This is a genomic window from Archangium sp. (genome assembly GCF_045802675.1).
Lineage (GTDB): Bacteria > Myxococcota > Myxococcia > Myxococcales > Myxococcaceae > Archangium.
In genome coordinates this window covers 205,949-223,499 of sequence record NZ_JBJMQO010000042.1, presented here as the reverse complement: position 1 = coordinate 223,499, position 17,551 = coordinate 205,949, and the positions used below count along the sequence as shown (strand labels likewise).

Below are 17,551 nucleotides of genomic sequence, written 5' to 3'. Positions count from 1 at the left end.
CCGCGCCCCGCTAGTGCAGCAGCGCGGGGCGCTCCGTCATCGCCATCGGAGGGTGCGGCAGCAGCGAGTCCTCGCCGATGAGCCCCACCTTGCGGCGGATGGCCTCGCCCTTCAGGGGCAGGCCGAAGAGCGGACCGAAGAGGCAGACGTCGAAGGCTCCGGCCAGCAGGGGCACCAGGCCCACCAGCGCCAGGCCCGCCCCCTTGCCGGAGCGCGAGGACATCCCGCCCATCACCAGGGCCGCGCCCACCAACATGCGCGACCAGCGTCCCGTCCTCGAAGCCATGAACCCCACCATCATCAATCACCTCCAGGCCCGAAGAAGATGGGCATGCGAGGGCCCACCACACCAGCACCCCTGGCCGCTCGCCGCCTTCGTGTACCGGCCAACCCTCCGTGCGTGCCTGGTTGCCCGCCCGGTGACGAGCGGCCGCCACGTCCCTAGCTTGATTCCCGGGGCCACGGCCCCACCCGAGGGAGGAGAGAGGGTCCATGGTGGAACGTTCGGAGCTGCACGAGGGGATGACGGTGTTCACGCACCGCGGCGAGAAGCTCGGCCAGGTCATCGAGGTGACGGACGAGGCGCTCATCGTGGAGAAGGGCCTGCTCGTCTGGCGCAAGGACTACGCGGTGCCGCTCGATGACGTGCGCGAAATCGTCGCCGACGAGGTCTACCTCCACCACGGCCCCGACAGCCTCCTGTCCGGCCCCCGGGAGATTTCCCGTCCGGCGCGGCGCACCACGCACTGAGGCCGCGGACGGCCGGGCGGGCTGCGTCCGGGACCCATCACAGCACGCGAAAACGACTCCATCTTCGTAGCAATCCGTCACGAAGGTGGGTGCGTCTTGGTCGAGCTGAGAGACATGGGGTCCGCCGGGTTCTTCACCGCCCTGGAGGCAGAGCGCCTCTCCTCGCCGAAGAGCGCGCGGAACCTCTCTCCCCCCGAGCCCGCCCCCGTGGACGGAGCCGTGCGAGCGGAGGGCGCCGACACGACGCTCGCTCAGGCCCTCACGGCGGAGGAGCTGCTCGACACGGCCCTGTCCCGCTCCGACTCGTGGCTGGAGGCGCTGCGCTGGAAGGCCTCGTGGTCGCAGCACTTCCAGTTCGCCGGACAGCTGCTGCCGCTGCTCGGGGGCGCCGCCTTCCTCACCCAGCTGTCCGAGCACAGCGGCATCGTGCGCGACATGCTCGGGCTGGTGACGTTCCTGGGCTCCATGGTGGGGCTGTGCTCGCGCTACGCCGAGCGCACGCTGCTGCAGGGGCACACGGCCACGGAGCTGTTGCCCCAGCTCGTGGAGACGCGGGCCCACGGCGAGCGGCTGCGCCAGGCGCTGCGCATCTGGCGCCGCTCGGGCCAGGACTCGCGGATGGGCGAGGAGCTCGCGGACCAGGCCCACGCCGTGGCGCACCGCCTCCACACGCTCGGGCCCATGATTGGTGACAGCCCCGTGCGCGCGCTGCTGCTGCGGCTTCAGGCCCCGAAATCCACGCGCTGAACCGAGTCGTCCGTGCGCGCGCCCTGGTAGACGTGCCACGCGGCGACGAGGTCCTGGAAGGGCAGGCCCACCGCGCCGAAGAGGGTGACCTGTCCCGCGTCGGTGCGGCCCTGCTTCGTGCCGGCCAGCACCTCGCCCAGCTCGGCGTGGATGACCTCCTCGCCGAGCCCCACGCCCGCCGGCGCGCCCATGGCGACGTTGAGCGCGCGGTGATCGCAGAAGAAGGTGGACTGGCGCAGCAGCCCGGCGGAGAGCTCGGCCTTGCCCGGCTCGTCCGCGCCCAGCGTGACGATGTGCGTGCCGCCGCGCACCATGCCCGGGAAGAGGAAGGGCTCGCGCGAGGGCGTGGAGGTGATGACGATGTCCGCGTCCTCCACCGCCTCCTCCACCGACTCGGCGGGCCGCACCGGCAGCTGCAGCGACTGGTACATGCGGGCGGCGAACTCCACCGCCCGCGGCAGGTCCACGTCATGGACGCGCACGTGGCTGAGGCTGCGCACCAGCCGCAGGCTCTTGAGCTGCATGGAGGCCTGGGGCCCCGCGCCGATGAGGGCCACCCGGGCGGCGTCCTGGCGGGCGAGCACGTCCGAGGCCAGCGCCCCCACCACGCCGGTGCTCAGCGCCGTGAGGTGCCCCGAGTCCATCACCGCCAGCAGCGCCCCCGTCTCCAGGTCGTGCAGCTGCACCACGCCCTGGATGGCCGGAGTGCGGCCCGGGAACCTCGCGTGGACCTTCACCGTATAGGCGGGGATGCCGGGCAGGGTGCCGGGGAACATCGCCCACGCACTGCCCTCGCCGTGCAGGGGCGCCCGGGCGCGCTGGGGCTCCGCCGGACGATGCCCGGCGTCGGCGCGGAAGGCGTCGCGCATCTCGGAGAGGAGGGTGAGGGCCTCGATGTGACGGATGACGTCGGAGCGGGTGAGGAGGAGCGTGCTCATCTTCCCCCCAACCTAACCCTTCCCCCTCCTTCCGGGGCGGGCGTATCGCACCGGAACCGGACCGGAAGGGACATGTCCCCGGCGGGAGGGACGGCCAGGGCGCGGAGCGGCAGGGAGCTCCGCCGCGCGGCGAGGGGAACACCAGGGGCCCTCCGGACTCGCCGTCTTGGATCTCTGGTCGAGGCCAGGGAGTTCCAGCATGGGCAATGTCGAGGCTGCCGTCGGTGGGCCGCCTTGGGGGGAGCGCGCGCATGCGGGACCAGGAACCACCTCAACCGCACCAGGGCCCCGGGTTGGCGGACTTCCTCCGGCGGCACCGCGAGGACATCCTCTCGGACTGGGAGCGGGCCCTGCGCGCGCGCCACCCGGAGGAGCTGCCGGAGGGCGCATGGCTGCGCGACTACATCCCCCAGTTCCTCGACCAGCTGGCGGACGCGGCCGAGCACCTCCACGACCCCGAGCCCCCGCCGCTGCCCCAGTCCATCTCCGACGAGCACGCCCTGGAGCGGCTGGAGCTCGGCTACGAGCCGGGAGAGGTGGCGTTCGAATACGGGTTGCTGCGCAGCTGCATCCTCCGGCGGCTAGAGCGTGAGAGCCACTGGCCGAGCTTCACCGAGCTGGAGCTGCTCGACGAGAGCATCGACCAGGGCGTCATCCAGGCCGTCAGCAGCTACGCGCAGATGCGCGAGCGGCTGCTCCAGGCGCTGGAGCGCGTGTCGCGGGCGGCGCTCGAGAGCGAGGACGTGGACACCTTCCTGCCCAAGCTGCTGCGGGTGCTGATGGAGGTGGCGGTGTCGGTGGACGGCGCCTCCATCCTCCTGCGCGAGGGGGACCGGCTGCGGCTGCGCGCGGCCGCGGGCCTGGGCGCCGCGCGGGCCCTGGGCGAGGACTTCAGCCTCCCCGTGGACCAGGGGCTCACCGGCAAGGTGGCCACCGAGCGGCGGGCGCGCGAGGTGCGCTCGGTCGCCACCGACCCGGAGCTGGGCTACGACTTCTTGCGCGAGCTCGGCCTGCGCGCGGCCTACAGCGTCCCGCTGCAGCACGGCGAGGAGCTCATCGGCGTGGCGCACATGAGCTCGCGCACCGTGTTCGACTTCAACGATTCCGACAAGCTGCTCTTCCGCGCCCTGGCCAACCGCGCCACCAGCTTCATCGTGCAGGCGGAGCTGACCGAGCGCGAGCGGCTCGCCCGCGACGAGGCGCGGCGCTCGCTGGCCCAGCTCGACACGCTGCTGGAGGCCTCACCGGTGGGCATCGCCTTCCTGGACCGGGAGCTGCGCTACCTGCGCGTCAACGAGACGCTGGCGGAGCTCAACGGCCACCCGGTGGCCTTCCACCTGGGCAGGCACGTGCGCGAGGTGATGCCCCCCTGGGCCCTCCCCATCTACGAGCCCATGCTTCACCAGGTGCTGGACACGGGCCAGCCGGTCTCCAATTTCGAGTTCACCAGCCGGCCCCACGAGGGCCAGGGCCCCACCCGCTACTGGCTGGGCAACTACTACCCGGTGCGCGCCAAGAGCGGCGAGGTGCTGGGGCTGGGCTGCGTGCTGGTGGACATCACGGCGCAGAAGGAGGTGGAGACGGAGCTGCGCCACTCGGGGGAGCTGCGCGAGCAGCTCATCGGGGTGCTGGGGCATGATTTGCGCAACCCCCTCAACGCCATCAGCGCCTCGGCCTTCCTGCTGCAGCGCACCGAAGACTTGAGCGGAGGAGCGCAGCGCGCGGTGGAGCGCATCCGCACCAGCGCGGCGCGGATGGCGCGGATGCTCAACGATATCTTGGACTTCGCGCGCGGCAGCGTGGGGGGAGTCCTGCCCGTGCATCGCGAGCGGGTGAACCTGCACGAGCTCTGCCGGTGCGCGCTGGAGGAGTTGCAGGTGGCCTACCCGAGCCAGCGGATGGAGCTGGACCCGCGGGGGGAGGGCTGGGGGTGGTGGGACCCGGACCGGATGGCGCAGGTGGTGGGCAACCTGGTGAGCAATGCCTTGCATCACGGGAGGCCGGACACGCCAGTGCGCGTGGAGGTGCGCGACGCCGGGAGCGAGGTGCGGCTGTCGGTGCACAACGAGGGAGAGCCCATTCCCCCCGAGCTGCAGGCGATGCTCTTCCAACCCTTCCGGCGAGGCACCACGGGCAAGGCGGCCACCCGCAGCGTGGGGCTGGGGCTCTACATCGTGCGGCAGGTGGCGAGGGCGCACGGGGGCGAGGTGGAGGTGCACTCGGCCCGGGGCGAAGGCACCACCTTCACCGTGCGCCTGCCCCGCGGTGGCCCCGAGCCCCGGCCAGAAGCCGGCGACCCGTGGCCCGGACCTCTTCCTGAATGACTCGGGAGACGGGCCGGGAGCACGGCGAGCCCCCGGCGCGCGCGCTCACTTCGCGGGCGGCACGAGGGCCAGGGTGTGGAGCGCCTCGGCGACCATGCGGGTGGTGACGTCGAGGTTGTCGAGCGAGATGGACTCGTCCGGGGCGTGGCCCGTGTAGAGGTCGCCGGGGAAGGCGGGCCCGAAGTCGACGGCGCGCGGGAAGAGGCGCGCATAGGTGCCCCCGCGCACGGACACGGGCCTGGCCTCGGGCGCCCCGCGCTGCCGCTGGTAGATGCCGAGCAGCGTGGTGACGAGCGGCCCCGAGGTGTCCGCCACATGAGGATCTCCCACGTACCGGCCGCCCTCGCCCGGCTTGGCCTGAGACTCCTTCACCCGGCCGCCGGAGTCCTTCGCGAGCCGGGCCGCGGCCTCGTCGAGCGAGGCATTGAAGGCGGCGGCGTCCCTGCCCTGGGGCCGGCGCATGTTGATGCCCAGGCCCACCTTGCCGTCCTTCACGCGCAGCACGGTGGGCGCGACGAGCAGGCGCGCCCGGTCTGGTCTTCGACCATTACGTGAAGGTCGGTGACGTCCTCGGCACCGGCAAAGCCTCCTACGTGAACGTGAATGCCGTCACGGTGAGCCTCGCTTCCGTCCAGCAGCACAAGCAGAGCAAGCCCAAGAAGCTCCCGCCCGACAGCTACTCCAAGGTACAAGCGGCGTTGAAGTGAGCCTGCCCCGGTTTCGGGCTTCTCCCACGTGAACGAGACCGAAGGCGGCGAGGCTCTCGTAGCCCACCGCTTGGGCCGTCCGCGTAAGTGGGTGCCGCCGCGTCGAATCCCGGGGCAATCGCCCGGGGGCCCGTTCGTCCTCCTCGTGGAAGGCGCAACCCGCCCGCCCCCCACCGAGGAGCTTCGTCCCATGTCTCCGTCGTCCCGCTTCAGCCGGCTCGCCACCTCCGCGCTCGCCTTCCTCCGCCGTCACGACTGGCTCGCCTTCCTTCTCCAGCAGGTGCTGGTGTTCGCCCTGGCCGTCGTCCTGCTCCAGGGCGCGCGCCTTCTCACCGGCAAGAGCATCCACGGCGGCAAGGACATGATGGGCCCCGTCGAGTTCGTGGCCATGCTCGTCCTCTTCTCGGCGATGATCGGCGCCTCGGTCTGGGTGTACCGCAAGGTCGCCGGCCCCGAGGCCCCGGCGCTCGGGCTCGTGCCTGGCGTCCGCGGTCTCGGGCACTATCTGCTGGGCCTGACGCTCGGCCTCGTCGCGGCCGGGTGGCCCCAGTTCGTCTCGCTCGCCACCGGCCAGATGCAGGTCACCGAGACCCTCTTCTCCCGCTTCGAGGCCACCGGCATCCTCGGCATGCTCGCGCTCGGCACCGTCACCCTCACCGCCAACAGCATCGTCGAGGAGGCCACCAGCCGCGCCGTTCCCTTCCAGCTCTTCCGGCACCGCGCGCTCCTCTTCCGCGTCCTCGTTCCCGCGCTCCTCTTCGCCGCGCTCCACCTCGCCGACGAGCCCTTCCGCCCCGGCGCCTTCTACAGCCGCACCATCGCAGGCATCGTCTTCGGCCTCGCCTACCTCCTCACCCGCGACATCTGGTTCGCTTCCGGCCTCCACACCGGCACCAACCAGGCCGTCCTGCTCGCCTCGGGCAAGTGGCACATGGGCGCCCTCTTCCTCGCCTCCGGCGAGCGCTTCGGGAGCGCGTGGGCCGACTCCGTCTCGTGGACCCTCCTGGCCCTGGGCCTCGGGTGGATGCTCTTGCGGCGGCACGGCCCGGCCCGGGCCTCGCGGGAGGAGCGCGTCGCGGGTGGGGTGCAAGCGGTTGCCGGGGTGTAGCAACAGGCAGGGCCTGGAGCGGCTGTGCCACTACTTGGCCGGAATACGCACCCCTCTCCCGCCTATACGCCGACCCGCTTCGTTTTAGAGGATTTCTACGTACCCATCCGTGCCATGGACGCGAATCCGCTGCCCATCCTTTATCAGCCTGGTGGCATTTTCCACGCCGACAACCGCCGGTAAGCCATATTCGCGTGCGATGACCGCGCCATGGGTCATCAGCCCACCGACTTCGGTGACCAGACCTTTTATGGATACGAACAACGGTGTCCAGCTCGGGTCGGTGAAGGCGGTGACCAAGATATCTCCCTCTTCCAGCACAGCGTCTTCCACGTTCAAGATGACACGCGCGCGTCCCTCCACAACGCCGGAAGAAACGGGGAGACCGGCCATCGCTCCGGCCGGCAGACTGTCTCGGTTGTATTCACCCGCGATGATCTCGCCATCGGACGTAATGACGCGCGGCGGCGTCAGTTTTTCATACAACGTGTGCTCGTCTTTTCGTTCGCTGATGATCTGGTAGTCCAGTTCATGTGTGCGCACGACGTCGCGAAGCTCTTCGAAGGTGAGATAGTATATATCTTCCTTTTCTCGAATGACGTTGGCTCGCACGAGTCGTTCGGCTTCTTTCAGCAAGGCCTGCTTGTAGACGAAGTAGCGACTGACCAGGCCGTATTTGGGATATTCACGATAACCGATGAAATTCCGGACCAGGCTGATCATTTGCTTTGTCTGTTCGGCCTTCTGTTCACCATCCGGTAATTGCTTCAATCGTTCCAACAACTCTTGTTCTTTCTTCAAAGCCGCCTGTCGCCCCTGCTCGAACTTCTGGCTGCCGGCACCGGGCGCGAAGTTTTTGATGTTCCCGAGAATCATGGGGACAAGCGTAGTTGGTTTTTCGCGCCAACGAGGTCTCGTAATATCGATCTCTCCGGCACACCGCATCCCATACTTATCGAGATAAGCATAGATGGCGTCCCGGGCATCCTGGCCACCCTTGAACTTGACCAGCTCATCCAAAAAGTCATCATCTTCTACATGCTGGATATATTCGACCACTTCCGGCCAAGGGCGAATCACGTCCGCGACATCCAATAGCGCCAGCCCCATTTCCGAAGTGACATTGTTTGGTACGGATTGAGAAAGCGTGTCTGCTACGCCTTTTTCACCCAACCATTTCTCGATGTTTTCATTGATCCATACCGAAGCATCCATGGCAGTCATGAACACAGCCGTACTCCGGGGATCAACTAAAATCCTCTTCAGCTCCTGAACATCTTCTTGGATGAAATCAAGCAGCTCGGAGCCTGATTTCGTTTGGATGTTTCGTTTCAATGCGTCTATCGATGCTTGATTATTCTCAATCAAACCAGAAACGATTTTCGGATCGTTTTCGATTCGCGGATGGAACTCCGAAGACGGCGTGCCTTTATTGTTCTTGCTGGAACTCCGCTCGTTCTTGTCATCTGGCGACGATTTGATGAAATCGCGTCGCTCGATGACGGTCATGAGTGCATCTTTCATGAGCGGATCGTGTTTTCCCATGACCTCCAGCAACATTTCCCTGCTGGCGGGTGAAGCCAGATTATTGGTGACATCAACAAACAACCTTCCGCCAGCTTTGTACATGGGCCGGAGAGCCGTTAACTGGAACAATGTAATCCCCAAGGGCTTCATGGGATTGGTCATCATTTGCTGATGGCCGACAGATATATAAACGTGATTGTCCTGGCCGTTCGCTTCCGGGATGGGATATAAAGTGGTGATTGGCCGGCTCTGAACCAGGTAGAATTCATCGCCAACCAGGCACCATTCGATGTCCTGGGGGCAGCCGAAGTGTTCTTCGATCTTCCGGCCCATGCGCGCGAGCTGCAAGATCTGCTCATCCGTCAGCGCTTGCCTGTTCTGCCACTCGGGCTCGAGCGCCACTTCTTTCGTGCCGCCATCGTTCAAGGCATGAATAGCCAGCTTCTTGGTGGAGACCTTCTTGCCGATGAGCTCGCCGTCACGCACTTTGTAGATATCGGCATTGACCAGGCCGGAGACCAGGGCCTCGCCGAGTCCGAAGCCGGCATCGATGGATGACACCTTCCGATTGGACGTGACGGGATCGGCCGTGAACAGGATCCCCGCCGCCTGCGGGAAGACCATCTTCTGCACCACCACGGACAGGTGGACTTTGCGATGGTCGAAGCCGTTCTGAAGGCGGTAGGTGACGGCCCGCTCGGTGAACAGCGATGCCCAGCACTTGCTGATGTGCGCGAGGATGGCCTTCTTTCCGATGATGTTCAAATACGTATCGTGCTGGCCCGCGAAGGAAGCCGTCGGTAGATCCTCCGCGGTTGCGCTGGAGCGGATGGCGTAGGCATTTTCTTCTCCCAGTCTGGAGAGAAGGCGCGTGATGTCTTCGAGGATATCTTCAGGGAGGGCCCTCCCTTCGATGGCGCCGCGGATTTCACCGCTCAGTTGACCGATCTCGTCCCGGTCTTCCGCCTTCAGAAGCGACAACTGCTCAAGTAAATCGCCGATCGACGGTATTTCCCCGATGATTCGTTTGAAGGCTTCGGTGGAAATGCAAAAGCCATCCGGCACGCGGATTCCTTCGATCTTGGAGAGCTCCCCCAGGTTCGCGCCTTTACCTCCGACAACCCTGCGTTTTGTTTTGTCCAGGTCCTGAAAACCAAGCACATATGAACCCATATGTTCGCGCCTCCCATTTCCGTGAAGTCCGGCCTCGGCGGCCGATCATGCGGGACGACCCCCGTGTTGCGGCAAGCCCCCCCGCCACGAGGTCCTCGCGGGCGGCCCACGGTGCGAGGTCCTGCCGCCGCGGCGCCGCGGCCAGAAGCCCGGGAACCCAGCGCGCCAGCTGTCCTGACGTTTCCGATGGCTCTCGGGTCAACGCACTCGCTCGCGGCGGGGAGCCGGAGCCCCTTCGCCCCGAAGCTCCACGCCTCGGGCGACGCGCTGCCGGAAGTCCCGGGGGCGCTCGCCACAGAAGGCGTGGAAGGCGTGGGTGAAGGCGGCGAGGCTCTCGTAGCCCACCGCGTAGGCCGTCTGCGTCACCCGCGCCCCCTCCTCGGCGAGCAGCTCCATGGCGCGCAGCATCCGCGCGTCGTGGAGGAAGCGGCGCCACGTCGTCCGCGCCTCCTCCTCGAAGCGCCGCGCGAGCGTCCTCCCGGACAGCCGTGCCGCTCGGGCCGCGTCCTCGAAGGAGATGGGCTCTCCCAGGTGCTCGAGCGTGAAGGCCATGGCCCGCTCCAGCTCCGGCGTGCGCGCCCGGGGCAGCCGCCAGTCCCGCGCCTCCGAGGTCCACTCGGAGAGCAGCCGCGCCAGCGTGCCGAAGAAGCTGTCCGCCAGGGCCTCCTTGCGCGGACGCTCCGGACCCCAGCGGGTGGAGTACAGGAGCAGCTCGCGCGCGAGCGGCTCGAGGACGAACACGCGGCATTCGCCCTCGGGAGGCCGGGGCACGAGTCCCGGCGCCAGGTACACCGTGCGCAGGCTCACCGGCTGTGAGGCATGCACCCGGTGCCGCGTCCCGGCACGCAGCCACGCCGCGCGCTGGGGCGGAAGGAGCCACTGCGCCCGCTCCACCTCCAGGTGCAGTGCGCCCCGAGCCGAGTAGAGGAGCTGGTGCTTGCGGTGGACGTGCCAGTCCGAGCTGAAGGGCGACAGCTCATCGGCGAGGCAGAACGCCGGAGCCTTCACCGCGTCCACATCCACCAACGGTCTCGCCACGCCGCGTCCTCTCTCGCATCAGCCTTCCGCCCGAGGGCCTACCGCGTGTCGCGAGCCACGTCCGGGAGCGCCGCGTGGCGCTCGAGCACCTCGCGGAAGGGTCCTCGCGAGGCGTTGGAAACACAGACGAGCACTCCGTCCAGCGAACCACAGACGGCGCGGCCGGCGGTGTGCTCCAGGAAGCGCGCGGCCACGCGGGCATGCACCACGTAGACGGTGTCCGGCTCCAGCCGTCCCGCCTGGAGGGCCTCTTGCTCGCCTCTGCACGCCGCCAACGTGGAGGGCTCGTCGAGCCGGGCCACATACCCGCTGTTGAAGGTCATCCCGTTGCGCCAGGCCTGCCAGGCGTAGGGGAGAATCCCGGCGTTGCTGAACAGGCCCGCGCAGCCCCGGCCCGCGCCGTCCTCGCGCTTCGCGGGGTAGAGGGCGAGGTGCTGGTACGTACCCGCCGCCAGCGCCCACGTGGCGTCTCCTCCGGGTGCGGCTTGCACGTGCGCCTCGAAACGGGCGCGGCAGCACTCCCTGGCGGGCACCTCGGTGGCCTGCAACACCACGGCGAGCCCCAGCGCGGCGGTGGCCCACGCGGGACGCTCCCGCAGCACGCGCAGCAGGCCCGCGACGGCGCCGAGAATGCACAGGTAGTGCAGCGGCCAGATGAAGCGCCCGGACGAGCGGAAGACGCGGCCGAGCGGCGCGAGCACCGGCTCGGTGGCCCGCTGCACGCTGAGCACCGTCCACCCGGCCACCTGCAACCGGGCCGAGAAGGCGAAGAGCGCCAGCAGCCCGCACGCCACCAGCAGCGGCTTCATCCCCGGCGGCAGCAGCGGCCCGTACACCTCGCGCTTCGCCCGCAGCACGCCGAGCACCGCCAGGCCCAGCACCAGCACCCCGAGGCCGAGGTACGCGGCGCCCTCGTACTGGTTGGCGCCGGTGGGAAGCTCCGGCAGCACGCGCGACATGCCGCTCGGGTTGAAGAAGGTGAGGAGGTTGGCCGAGTACTGGTTGAAGCCCACGGCGGACGTGGTGGCACGGGTGAAGTAGCCAAACAGCGCCATCACCCCGAGCGCCCCGCCGCACAGGCCCGCGGCCCAGGCTCCGGCCCTCGCGCCCGAGAGGACGCCCCGCACGCGCCAGAGCAGCGCGAAGGCCAGCACGAGCGCCATGGCGGCCAGGTACACGTGGAAGCCCGCGGCCAGCACGATGACGAGCGCGGCGAGGCGCAGCGTGCGCGAGGCGGCGTGCGCATCGGGGCTCGGCCGCAGGTGCAGCCAGAAGAGGGCGAGCACCACCCAGTGCGCGCACAGGGAGGGGTGGCCGAGGCGCAGGGCCAGCGCCGGGGACATCACGAAGAGCAGGCCCCCGAGCACCTGCGACACCGGGCGCGACGTCAGCCGCGAGACGACGAGCGCGCCGAAGAGTCCCTGCAGGGTGAAGCAGAGCGCGAGCCACGGGCCGTGAATCTGGAAGGCCGCGGGCAGCAGCGGGGAGAGCAGCTTGAAGAGCGAGCCCCACCAGGGCGTGGCATCGGTGAACGCCAGCGAGGAGCCCAGGGGGTGGACGAAGCCCCGGGCATCACCCAGTGGGAGGCTCCACGGGCTGGTGCGCGAGTAGAGCCAGCCCAGCAGCGGCGCCGCCCAGTCCTCCTGCAGCATCCAGTCGAGGGAGCCGGGCAGCAGCGGGGTGGGGCCGACGAGGTACACGCCCCAACCCAGGCCCGCCAGCGCGCACAGCACCGGGGCCAGCCACCGGCGAAGGGAGGACGGGGGCGACTCGGTGAGGGGGGGCATGGCCCGCGCAAGGTAGACCACCGGGGCGGGGAAGCGGAAAGAACCCGCTCCCCCCTGCCCGCCTGCCTGCCCTCACCCCGCGAGCACGGAGCCCGCGGTACGGCTCAACGACTCAGCGGCTCATCGGCCGCGGCGGCCACGCACCGGCACGGGGACCGGCACGCGGCGCAAGTGACCCCCGGACTGGTCATCCTCGTCGCGCTCGGGCACGCCCGCGCGCACCAGATGCCGCGACAGCCGGCCCACCAGCATCAGGCCCGCCATGCGGAAGTCGGAGAAGAGCGACCACAGCGGGTACTTGAAGGTCGCCGGGCGGTTCTTCTCGAGGGTGAAGTGGCTCACCCAGGCGAAGCCGTAGCCCGACACGAGCGCGGCCGGCACCAGCGCCACGTTGCCGGTGAGCGCGGAGGTGGCCGCCAGGCTCACCGCGCACGACGTGCCCAGGAAGTGCAACCAGCGGGTGACGGGCAGCGAGTGCTCACGCAGGTAGTACGGCCAGAACTCGGCGTAGGTCGGGATGCGCTCGGTCATGGGAGAATTGTGCGTCCGGAGCCTCCCCATTCGTCAACCCTCTGCCACGGCTCTTTGGCGATCCGGTGTCATTCGGCCTAGGCTTGGGGGACTCCGGGAAGACGGATCGTGAACGACTGGACGCCCAAGCCCAATCCCTCCGCCGCTCTCGCGAAGTTGCCGCTGACGCCCGAGGAAGGCTTCGTCCTGTCCCGCCTGGACGGCGCCACACCCGTCAAACACCTCACGGCCCTCACCGGATTCCCTCCCGAGCGCATCCAGGCCATCCTCGCGCGTCTGCTCGAGCACGGGGCCGTGCTACCCGCTCCCACCTCCGCGCCCCCACCCCGCACCGCCGCGCACCCACCCCGCACCGCCGAGCCCGCCGAGGCCGAGCCGCCCGGGGCCGGCGCCGAGGAGCCCCTCACCGAGGAGCGGGAGACGCCCGAGGAGGCCACGGCGGACGCCATGGAAGACGCCTCGACGGAGGTGGCGGCGGGCAACTGGCGGCAGCTCTTCGAGCGCACCCTGCACCCGCTGCCCGCGGACGAGCGCGCCAGCCGGGCCCGGGCCGCCGAGGACCCCGAGCTGTCCGCGTTCTGCTTCGACCCCGTACCCGCGGTCATCCAGTGCGTGCTGGAGAACACGCGGGTGGGGCTGGCGCACGCGAGGCTCATCGCCCGGCACCACCACAACCCGGTGGGGCTGGAGGCACTGTGTGGCCGGGCGGCGTTCGCCTCGGACGCGGGGGTGCGCCGGTGGCTGGTGCGCAATCCGCAGCTGCCCTCGGGGCTGTTCCGCCGCCTGTGGAGTGGCCGCCGGTTGATGGAGCAATACAAGGTCGCGCTGGACCGGGACATCCCCGAGGGCACCCGCCGCACCGCGCGCGAAGTCATGCGCACGCGCTTCAACACGGCGCCCGCCGAGGAGCGCGTGGAGCTCATCCTCAACACCGAGGGCCGGGTGCTGGCCTCGCTGGTGGGGCTGGCGGTGGACGGCAAGACGGCGTCGCTCTTGTGTGGGCGCACGTACCGCTCGCCCATGCTCATCCAGAACCTCGCTCGCTGGAGCGCGGCGCCGCCGGTGCTCATCGCCCACCTGCTCAAGCAGGAGGCCGTCCGGCGGCAGCCCCAGCTGCGCATGCTGCTGCAGCGCCACCCCAACGCCCCCGCGGATGCGCGCCGCGGGTAGCGCCGGGCGTCACTCGAAGATGCGGCCCTCGAGCGCCTCGATGGAGGCACGCACCTCCTTGGGCACGGGCACCTTCTCGTAGCCGGGGTAGTTCAGCGTGACGAGCACCGCGCCGCCGCGCGCGTAGCGCACCCCGGTGCTCGCGTCGTCCACCGCGTACTCCATGATGAGGCTCGTGGTGCCGATGCGCGACACGCGCGCGCCCACCACCAGCTCCGCCGGGAAGACGACGGGGCGCAGGTACTCCGCGTTCGTCGCCGCCACGATGGGGCCCACGCCTCCATCGGGCTTCTGCATCTCGGCGCTCACCAGCCCCACGCGCGCCATGTACGCGATGCGGGCCGCCTCGAACCAGGTGAAGTACCGCGCGTTGTTCACGTGGCCGTACGCATCCATCTCGCCCCACTGCACGGGGAAGCGCACGGTGATGGGAAAGTCGTTCATGGAGCGCTCATGCACCACGCCGGGCGCCCCAGGGCAAACGGAATCTGCCGAACGCCCGCATGCCTGGTGGCCGGAGGAGGAAGCGCGGGCGAGTACCCATCAGGTCCTCTTCCTGGCCGGAGAGTTGACCCGAGCACGGGGCTGGGGGACCGTCGTGTCCAGTGACACGTAACGAGCCAGGTACCGCGAAGAAGCCGCGTCCCGAGGAGACGGACGAAGCGCCCCCGGAAGCGCACGCCGAGGACTTGCTCCAGGACGTCAGCGCCTGCGACGACACCGGCACCGCCACCCGGCCCGAGAAGCACGCGGACATGGTGCGCTGGCTCCACCCGGCCATGCTCATCCGCACCGGCCTGGACGCGCTCGTGGCCGCCATGTTCGGCGCCCGCGCGGACCACCGCCTCATCGAGGCCGTGGTGCGCCCGCAGCCGCCCTACTTCGACTACTCGGCCGAGTCCCCCGGCGAGGACTTCTGGCTCGACTACGTGGCCGACACCGGCGACGGGTGGAACCCCACCTACGCAGTGGCGCGGCTGATGGCACTGCCCAGGCTGGAGGTGAAGGACGCGCAGGGCCAGGCCCACCCCACCGAGCGCGGACGCATCCTCGTGCTCGGCGGGGACCAGGTGTACCCGGGCGCCAGCCGCGAGACGTACGAGGAGCGACTGGTGCTGCCCTACGAGGAGGCGATGTCGCGCACCCCCTCGCCCAGCCCGGACCTGTTCGCCATTCCGGGCAACCACGACTGGTACGACGGCCTGTCCGCCTTCATGCGGCTGTTCTGCGCCAACCGGTGGCTCGCCGGCCGGCGCACGCGCCAGGCCCGCAGCTACTTCGCCCTCAAGCTGCCCCAGGGCTGGTGGCTCGTCGGCACCGACGTGCAGCTCAACAGCGACATCGACGTGCCCCAGGTGGAGTACTTCCGGCAGGTCGCCTCGCACATGAAGCCGGAGGACCGCATCATCCTCTGCAACGCCGAGCCCGCGTGGATTCTCGCGGCCACCTCCAAGCGGCGCCGGGGCTACCTGGAGAACAACCTCGAGTACCTCCAGGAGAAGGTGTTCGGCCGGCGCATCTGCCTCTTCCTCGCGGGAGACCTGCACCACTACCGGCGCCACGAGGGCCCGGATGGGCGGCACAAAATCACCGCGGGCGGCGGCGGCGCCTTCCTCGCCCCCACCCACGCCCCGAGGGCCCGCCGGCTGCGCGACGGCTACGTGGTGAAGAAGAGCTTCCCGGACGAGCAGACGTCACGCAAGCTCGCGCGCCAGAACCTCCTGCTCATCCGCCACAGCCCGCTCTTCGGGTTGATGACGGGCGCGCTCTACCTGCTGCTCGCGCTCGCCACGTACACGGAGATTGGCGCCTTCGGGATTACGCAATTCCAGGACGCGATCGCCGCCGTGGGCTCCTCGGTGGTGACGCGCCCGTGGTCGCTGACGCTGGGCATCGCCACGATTGGCGGGCTCGTCGGCTTCGCGGACAAGGCCCTCGGGCGCTGGCGCGTGCTCGCGGGCGGACTGCATGCCCTGGCGCACATCCTCGCCGCGTTCCTCGTGGCGTGGGGCTCGGTGTACTTCACCGTCAGCGTGCTGCACATCTGTCCCGAGGTCATCCATGGCACGGCGCTCGTGCCCGGGGTCGTCCTGTGCTCCGCCGGGTGGACGCACGTCTGGGCCAAGTTCCTCCTGGGCGGCCTCTTCACCTTCCTCGGCGGCTTCCTCATCGGGCCCTTCATCATGGGCCTGTACCTCACGGTGAGCGTCAACGGCTTCCTCGCCCACTCCAACGAGGCCTTCATCTCGCTGGCCATCCCCGACTGGAAGAACTTCCTGCGGCTGCGCATCGACAGGGACGGTCAGCTCACCGTGTTCCCGGTGGGCCTCGAGCGCGTGCCTCGCAAGTGGAAGCCGACGAAGGCCGGCCCCTACGCGCCCGCCTACGAGCCGGATGATCCCGAGGCCACCGAGCCCGCCCTCATCGAGCCGCCCGTGCGCGTGACACCCCGCCGCGGCTGAGCCCCGCGCTCCCGCGCCCTACTCCCAGAGGGGCGCGGAGCACTCGCCGCACTGGCGCTGCGCCAGGTCCAACCACTCCAGCGCCTCGCCGAGCACCCGCGCCGTGGGCCGGCCGTGCACGTCCAGCACCCGGTAGAGCTCGCCGAAGCGGCTGGCCACCGCCAGCACCGCCGTGCCCGGTACGCGCTCGAAGCACTCCGCGAGCTTCCACGTCACCGTGCCCGCCTCATCGTCCCTCAGCGCCCCGGGCAACAGCGGCGCTCCGGACACTCCGGGCATCATCACCGTGAGGGCCTCCACCTCCTCCTGGCGCCACGCGGGCGCCCTCGCCCTCAGCTCCCGGTGCAATCCCTGGCACGTGTCACAGTTGGCGTGCAGCACCGCCAGCAGCAGGTCCCGCCGCTGCCAGGCCTCGCGCGTGCCGTGGGTCTGGCCGTCCTCGGCCTCGAGCTCGAACAGGGGGATGTGTCGTCGCAGCGCCATGGGCCACCTCCTCTCCTTCGATAACACCCGGCCGCCTCCCGAATCCCACCTCCACCGCTGTTGGAATACCCCGAAAAATCGGACAATCCAGGCAGCGCGCCCGCCGGAGATGGTGTAAAATTACGGCATGACTGGTCGCTCCTCCTCCGTACAGCCCCGCTTTGCCCTCACCTGCCTGCTGGCCGCGTGCGTGGCCCTGGGGGGTACCGGGTGTGTCACGACGTCCCGGACGGCCACCGCGATGACTCCCGCGTCCGAGCCCGTCGCCGAGATCGCCCCGGCCCCGGCGCCCGAGCCCACGCCGGCGCCCGTCGCGAAGGCCGAGAAGCCCAAGGCCGTGAAGCGCGCCGCGCCCAGGCCCGCCGCCACCGAGCCGAAGGACGAGCCGAAGGCCGAGGCGAAGACGCTCGTATCGGCGAGGACACCCGAGCCGCGCCGGCCGCAGACGGACGGCACGGCGTCGCTGTCTTCCGAGCCGGTGCCCTTCGAGCCGGCGGGGATGACGCGTCCCCAGAAGGTGAGCGGGAGGGAGCCGCAGCTCACCCCCGAGGCGAAGGCCGAGCGCGTACGAGGCACCGCGCTGGTGCGCTGCGTGGTGACGCGCGAGGGCCGGGTGACCCACTGCCGGTTGCTCAACGGCCTGCCGTACATGGATCAGGAGCTGCTCGAGGCCGTCTCCTCGTGGCGGGTCACGCCCGTGATGGCGCAGGGCCAGCCGCTGGACGTGGACTACACCTTCGTGGTGCGCATCACCGGGTGAGCGGGGCAGGGCGCTGGATGGCACCCGGGGCCGAGCGGCGTTAAAC

Annotated in this window: 17 protein-coding genes; 8 read left to right on the top strand and 9 right to left on the bottom strand. The window is 69.5% G+C overall.

The genetic code is table 11. The features are described from left to right. Window positions 1-10: 10 nt before the first annotated feature. Window positions 11-286: a YgaP-like transmembrane domain gene (locus ACJ8AN_RS13305; protein ID WP_407755695.1), complete on the bottom strand. Its 276-nt coding sequence runs from the start codon at window positions 284-286 to the stop codon at window positions 11-13. Window positions 287-492: 206 nt separating this feature from the next. On the opposite strand from ACJ8AN_RS13305, the gene ACJ8AN_RS13300 reads away from it, so the two are divergent. Together ACJ8AN_RS13300 and ACJ8AN_RS13295 are read left to right on the top strand one after the other, a co-directional pair. Next, window positions 493-750: a PRC-barrel domain-containing protein gene (locus ACJ8AN_RS13300; RefSeq protein ID WP_407755694.1), complete on the top strand. Its 258-nt coding sequence runs from the start codon at window positions 493-495 to the stop codon at window positions 748-750. 96 nt (window positions 751-846) lie between these two features. Beyond that, window positions 847-1,497 (top strand): hypothetical protein, encoded by a 651-nt coding sequence (locus tag ACJ8AN_RS13295; RefSeq protein ID WP_407755693.1) that lies wholly within the window; start codon window positions 847-849, stop codon window positions 1,495-1,497. Here ACJ8AN_RS13295 and ACJ8AN_RS13290 read toward each other — a convergent pair. Further along, the gene (locus ACJ8AN_RS13290) at window positions 1,473-2,435 is read right to left on the bottom strand and encodes an ornithine cyclodeaminase family protein (RefSeq protein WP_407755692.1); all 963 of its coding nucleotides are present in this window, start codon (window positions 2,433-2,435) and stop codon (window positions 1,473-1,475) included. The two genes, ACJ8AN_RS13295 and ACJ8AN_RS13290, sit on opposite strands and share 25 nt — an antisense overlap. A gap of 251 nt (window positions 2,436-2,686) precedes the next feature. Here ACJ8AN_RS13290 and ACJ8AN_RS13285 point away from each other — a divergent pair, with 251 nt between their 5' ends. Further along, a complete protein-coding gene (locus ACJ8AN_RS13285; RefSeq protein WP_407755691.1) occupies window positions 2,687-4,759 on the top strand; it encodes an ATP-binding protein in 2,073 nt (690 codons plus the stop codon). A 45-nt stretch (window positions 4,760-4,804) separates the two neighbouring features. On the opposite strand, the gene ACJ8AN_RS13280 is transcribed toward ACJ8AN_RS13285, so the two are convergent. After that, a complete protein-coding gene (locus ACJ8AN_RS13280) occupies window positions 4,805-5,263 on the bottom strand; it encodes a hypothetical protein (protein ID WP_407755690.1) in 459 nt (152 codons plus the stop codon). 47 nt (window positions 5,264-5,310) lie between these two features. Here ACJ8AN_RS13280 and ACJ8AN_RS13275 point away from each other — a divergent pair, with 47 nt between their 5' ends. Together ACJ8AN_RS13275 and ACJ8AN_RS13270 are read left to right on the top strand one after the other, a co-directional pair. Next, window positions 5,311-5,466 (top strand): hypothetical protein, encoded by a 156-nt coding sequence (locus ACJ8AN_RS13275; protein ID WP_407755689.1) that lies wholly within the window; start codon window positions 5,311-5,313, stop codon window positions 5,464-5,466. A 190-nt stretch (window positions 5,467-5,656) separates the two neighbouring features. Beyond that, on the top strand, window positions 5,657-6,574 hold the full coding sequence (locus tag ACJ8AN_RS13270) for a type II CAAX prenyl endopeptidase Rce1 family protein (protein WP_407755688.1): 918 nt from the start codon (window positions 5,657-5,659) through the stop codon (window positions 6,572-6,574). 84 nt (window positions 6,575-6,658) lie between these two features. Here ACJ8AN_RS13270 and ppsA read toward each other — a convergent pair whose 3' ends face one another. From ppsA to ACJ8AN_RS13250, 4 genes are all read right to left on the bottom strand, one after another. Further along, window positions 6,659-9,274 (bottom strand): phosphoenolpyruvate synthase, encoded by a 2,616-nt coding sequence (gene ppsA, locus ACJ8AN_RS13265; RefSeq protein WP_407755687.1) that lies wholly within the window; start codon window positions 9,272-9,274, stop codon window positions 6,659-6,661. A gap of 198 nt (window positions 9,275-9,472) precedes the next feature. Then, complete coding sequence (locus ACJ8AN_RS13260; protein WP_407755686.1) at window positions 9,473-10,312, bottom strand: helix-turn-helix domain-containing protein; 840 nt, start codon at window positions 10,310-10,312, stop codon at window positions 9,473-9,475. A gap of 38 nt (window positions 10,313-10,350) precedes the next feature. Then, window positions 10,351-12,099: a DUF6311 domain-containing protein gene (locus ACJ8AN_RS13255; protein WP_407755685.1), complete on the bottom strand. Its 1,749-nt coding sequence runs from the start codon at window positions 12,097-12,099 to the stop codon at window positions 10,351-10,353. A gap of 120 nt (window positions 12,100-12,219) precedes the next feature. Further along, window positions 12,220-12,630: an Mpo1-like protein gene (locus tag ACJ8AN_RS13250; protein WP_407755684.1), complete on the bottom strand. Its 411-nt coding sequence runs from the start codon at window positions 12,628-12,630 to the stop codon at window positions 12,220-12,222. A 108-nt stretch (window positions 12,631-12,738) separates the two neighbouring features. Here ACJ8AN_RS13250 and ACJ8AN_RS13245 point away from each other — a divergent pair, with 108 nt between their 5' ends. Then, window positions 12,739-13,800 carry a hypothetical protein gene (locus ACJ8AN_RS13245; RefSeq protein WP_407755683.1) on the top strand — a complete coding sequence of 354 codons (1,062 nt, stop codon included), beginning with the start codon at window positions 12,739-12,741 and terminating at the stop codon, window positions 13,798-13,800. Between the two features lie 9 nt (window positions 13,801-13,809). Here the strand turns inward: ACJ8AN_RS13245 and ACJ8AN_RS13240 are convergent, their stop codons facing one another. Continuing rightward, window positions 13,810-14,244, bottom strand: a complete 435-nt coding sequence (locus tag ACJ8AN_RS13240) for an acyl-CoA thioesterase (protein ID WP_407755682.1) — start codon at window positions 14,242-14,244, stop codon at window positions 13,810-13,812. Between the two features lie 311 nt (window positions 14,245-14,555). On the opposite strand from ACJ8AN_RS13240, the gene ACJ8AN_RS13235 reads away from it, so the two are divergent. Next, window positions 14,556-16,262, top strand: a complete 1,707-nt coding sequence (locus ACJ8AN_RS13235; RefSeq protein ID WP_407755731.1) for a metallophosphoesterase — start codon at window positions 14,556-14,558, stop codon at window positions 16,260-16,262. 18 nt (window positions 16,263-16,280) lie between these two features. Here the strand turns inward: ACJ8AN_RS13235 and ACJ8AN_RS13230 are convergent, their stop codons facing one another. Further along, window positions 16,281-16,745 (bottom strand): hypothetical protein, encoded by a 465-nt coding sequence (locus ACJ8AN_RS13230; RefSeq protein ID WP_407755681.1) that lies wholly within the window; start codon window positions 16,743-16,745, stop codon window positions 16,281-16,283. Between the two features lie 127 nt (window positions 16,746-16,872). Between ACJ8AN_RS13230 and ACJ8AN_RS13225 the strand changes: the two genes are divergently transcribed. Continuing rightward, window positions 16,873-17,505: a TonB family protein gene (locus ACJ8AN_RS13225; RefSeq protein WP_407755680.1), complete on the top strand. Its 633-nt coding sequence runs from the start codon at window positions 16,873-16,875 to the stop codon at window positions 17,503-17,505. The last annotated feature ends 46 nt before the right edge of the window (window positions 17,506-17,551 follow it).

Excerpts from the sequence above, each read along its gene's own strand:
- ACJ8AN_RS13290 (WP_407755692.1), bottom strand. The coding sequence starts at position 2,435 with ATGAGCACGCTCCTCCTCACCCGCTCCGACGTCATCCGTCACATCGAG.
- ACJ8AN_RS13285 (WP_407755691.1), top strand. The coding sequence starts at position 2,687 with ATGCGGGACCAGGAACCACCTCAACCGCACCAGGGCCCCGGGTTGGCG.
- ACJ8AN_RS13300 (WP_407755694.1), top strand. The coding sequence starts at position 493 with ATGGTGGAACGTTCGGAGCTGCACGAGGGGATGACGGTGTTCACGCAC.
- ACJ8AN_RS13305 (WP_407755695.1), bottom strand. The coding sequence starts at position 286 with ATGGCTTCGAGGACGGGACGCTGGTCGCGCATGTTGGTGGGCGCGGCC.
- ppsA (WP_407755687.1), bottom strand. The coding sequence starts at position 9,274 with ATGGGTTCATATGTGCTTGGTTTTCAGGACCTGGACAAAACAAAACGC.
- ACJ8AN_RS13230 (WP_407755681.1), bottom strand. The coding sequence starts at position 16,745 with ATGGCGCTGCGACGACACATCCCCCTGTTCGAGCTCGAGGCCGAGGAC.
- ACJ8AN_RS13225 (WP_407755680.1), top strand. The coding sequence starts at position 16,873 with ATGACTGGTCGCTCCTCCTCCGTACAGCCCCGCTTTGCCCTCACCTGC.
- ACJ8AN_RS13240 (WP_407755682.1), bottom strand. The coding sequence starts at position 14,244 with ATGAACGACTTTCCCATCACCGTGCGCTTCCCCGTGCAGTGGGGCGAG.
- ACJ8AN_RS13255 (WP_407755685.1), bottom strand. The coding sequence starts at position 12,099 with ATGCCCCCCCTCACCGAGTCGCCCCCGTCCTCCCTTCGCCGGTGGCTG.
- ACJ8AN_RS13250 (WP_407755684.1), bottom strand. The coding sequence starts at position 12,630 with ATGACCGAGCGCATCCCGACCTACGCCGAGTTCTGGCCGTACTACCTG.
- ACJ8AN_RS13270 (WP_407755688.1), top strand. The coding sequence starts at position 5,657 with ATGTCTCCGTCGTCCCGCTTCAGCCGGCTCGCCACCTCCGCGCTCGCC.
- ACJ8AN_RS13235 (WP_407755731.1), top strand. The coding sequence starts at position 14,556 with ATGGTGCGCTGGCTCCACCCGGCCATGCTCATCCGCACCGGCCTGGAC.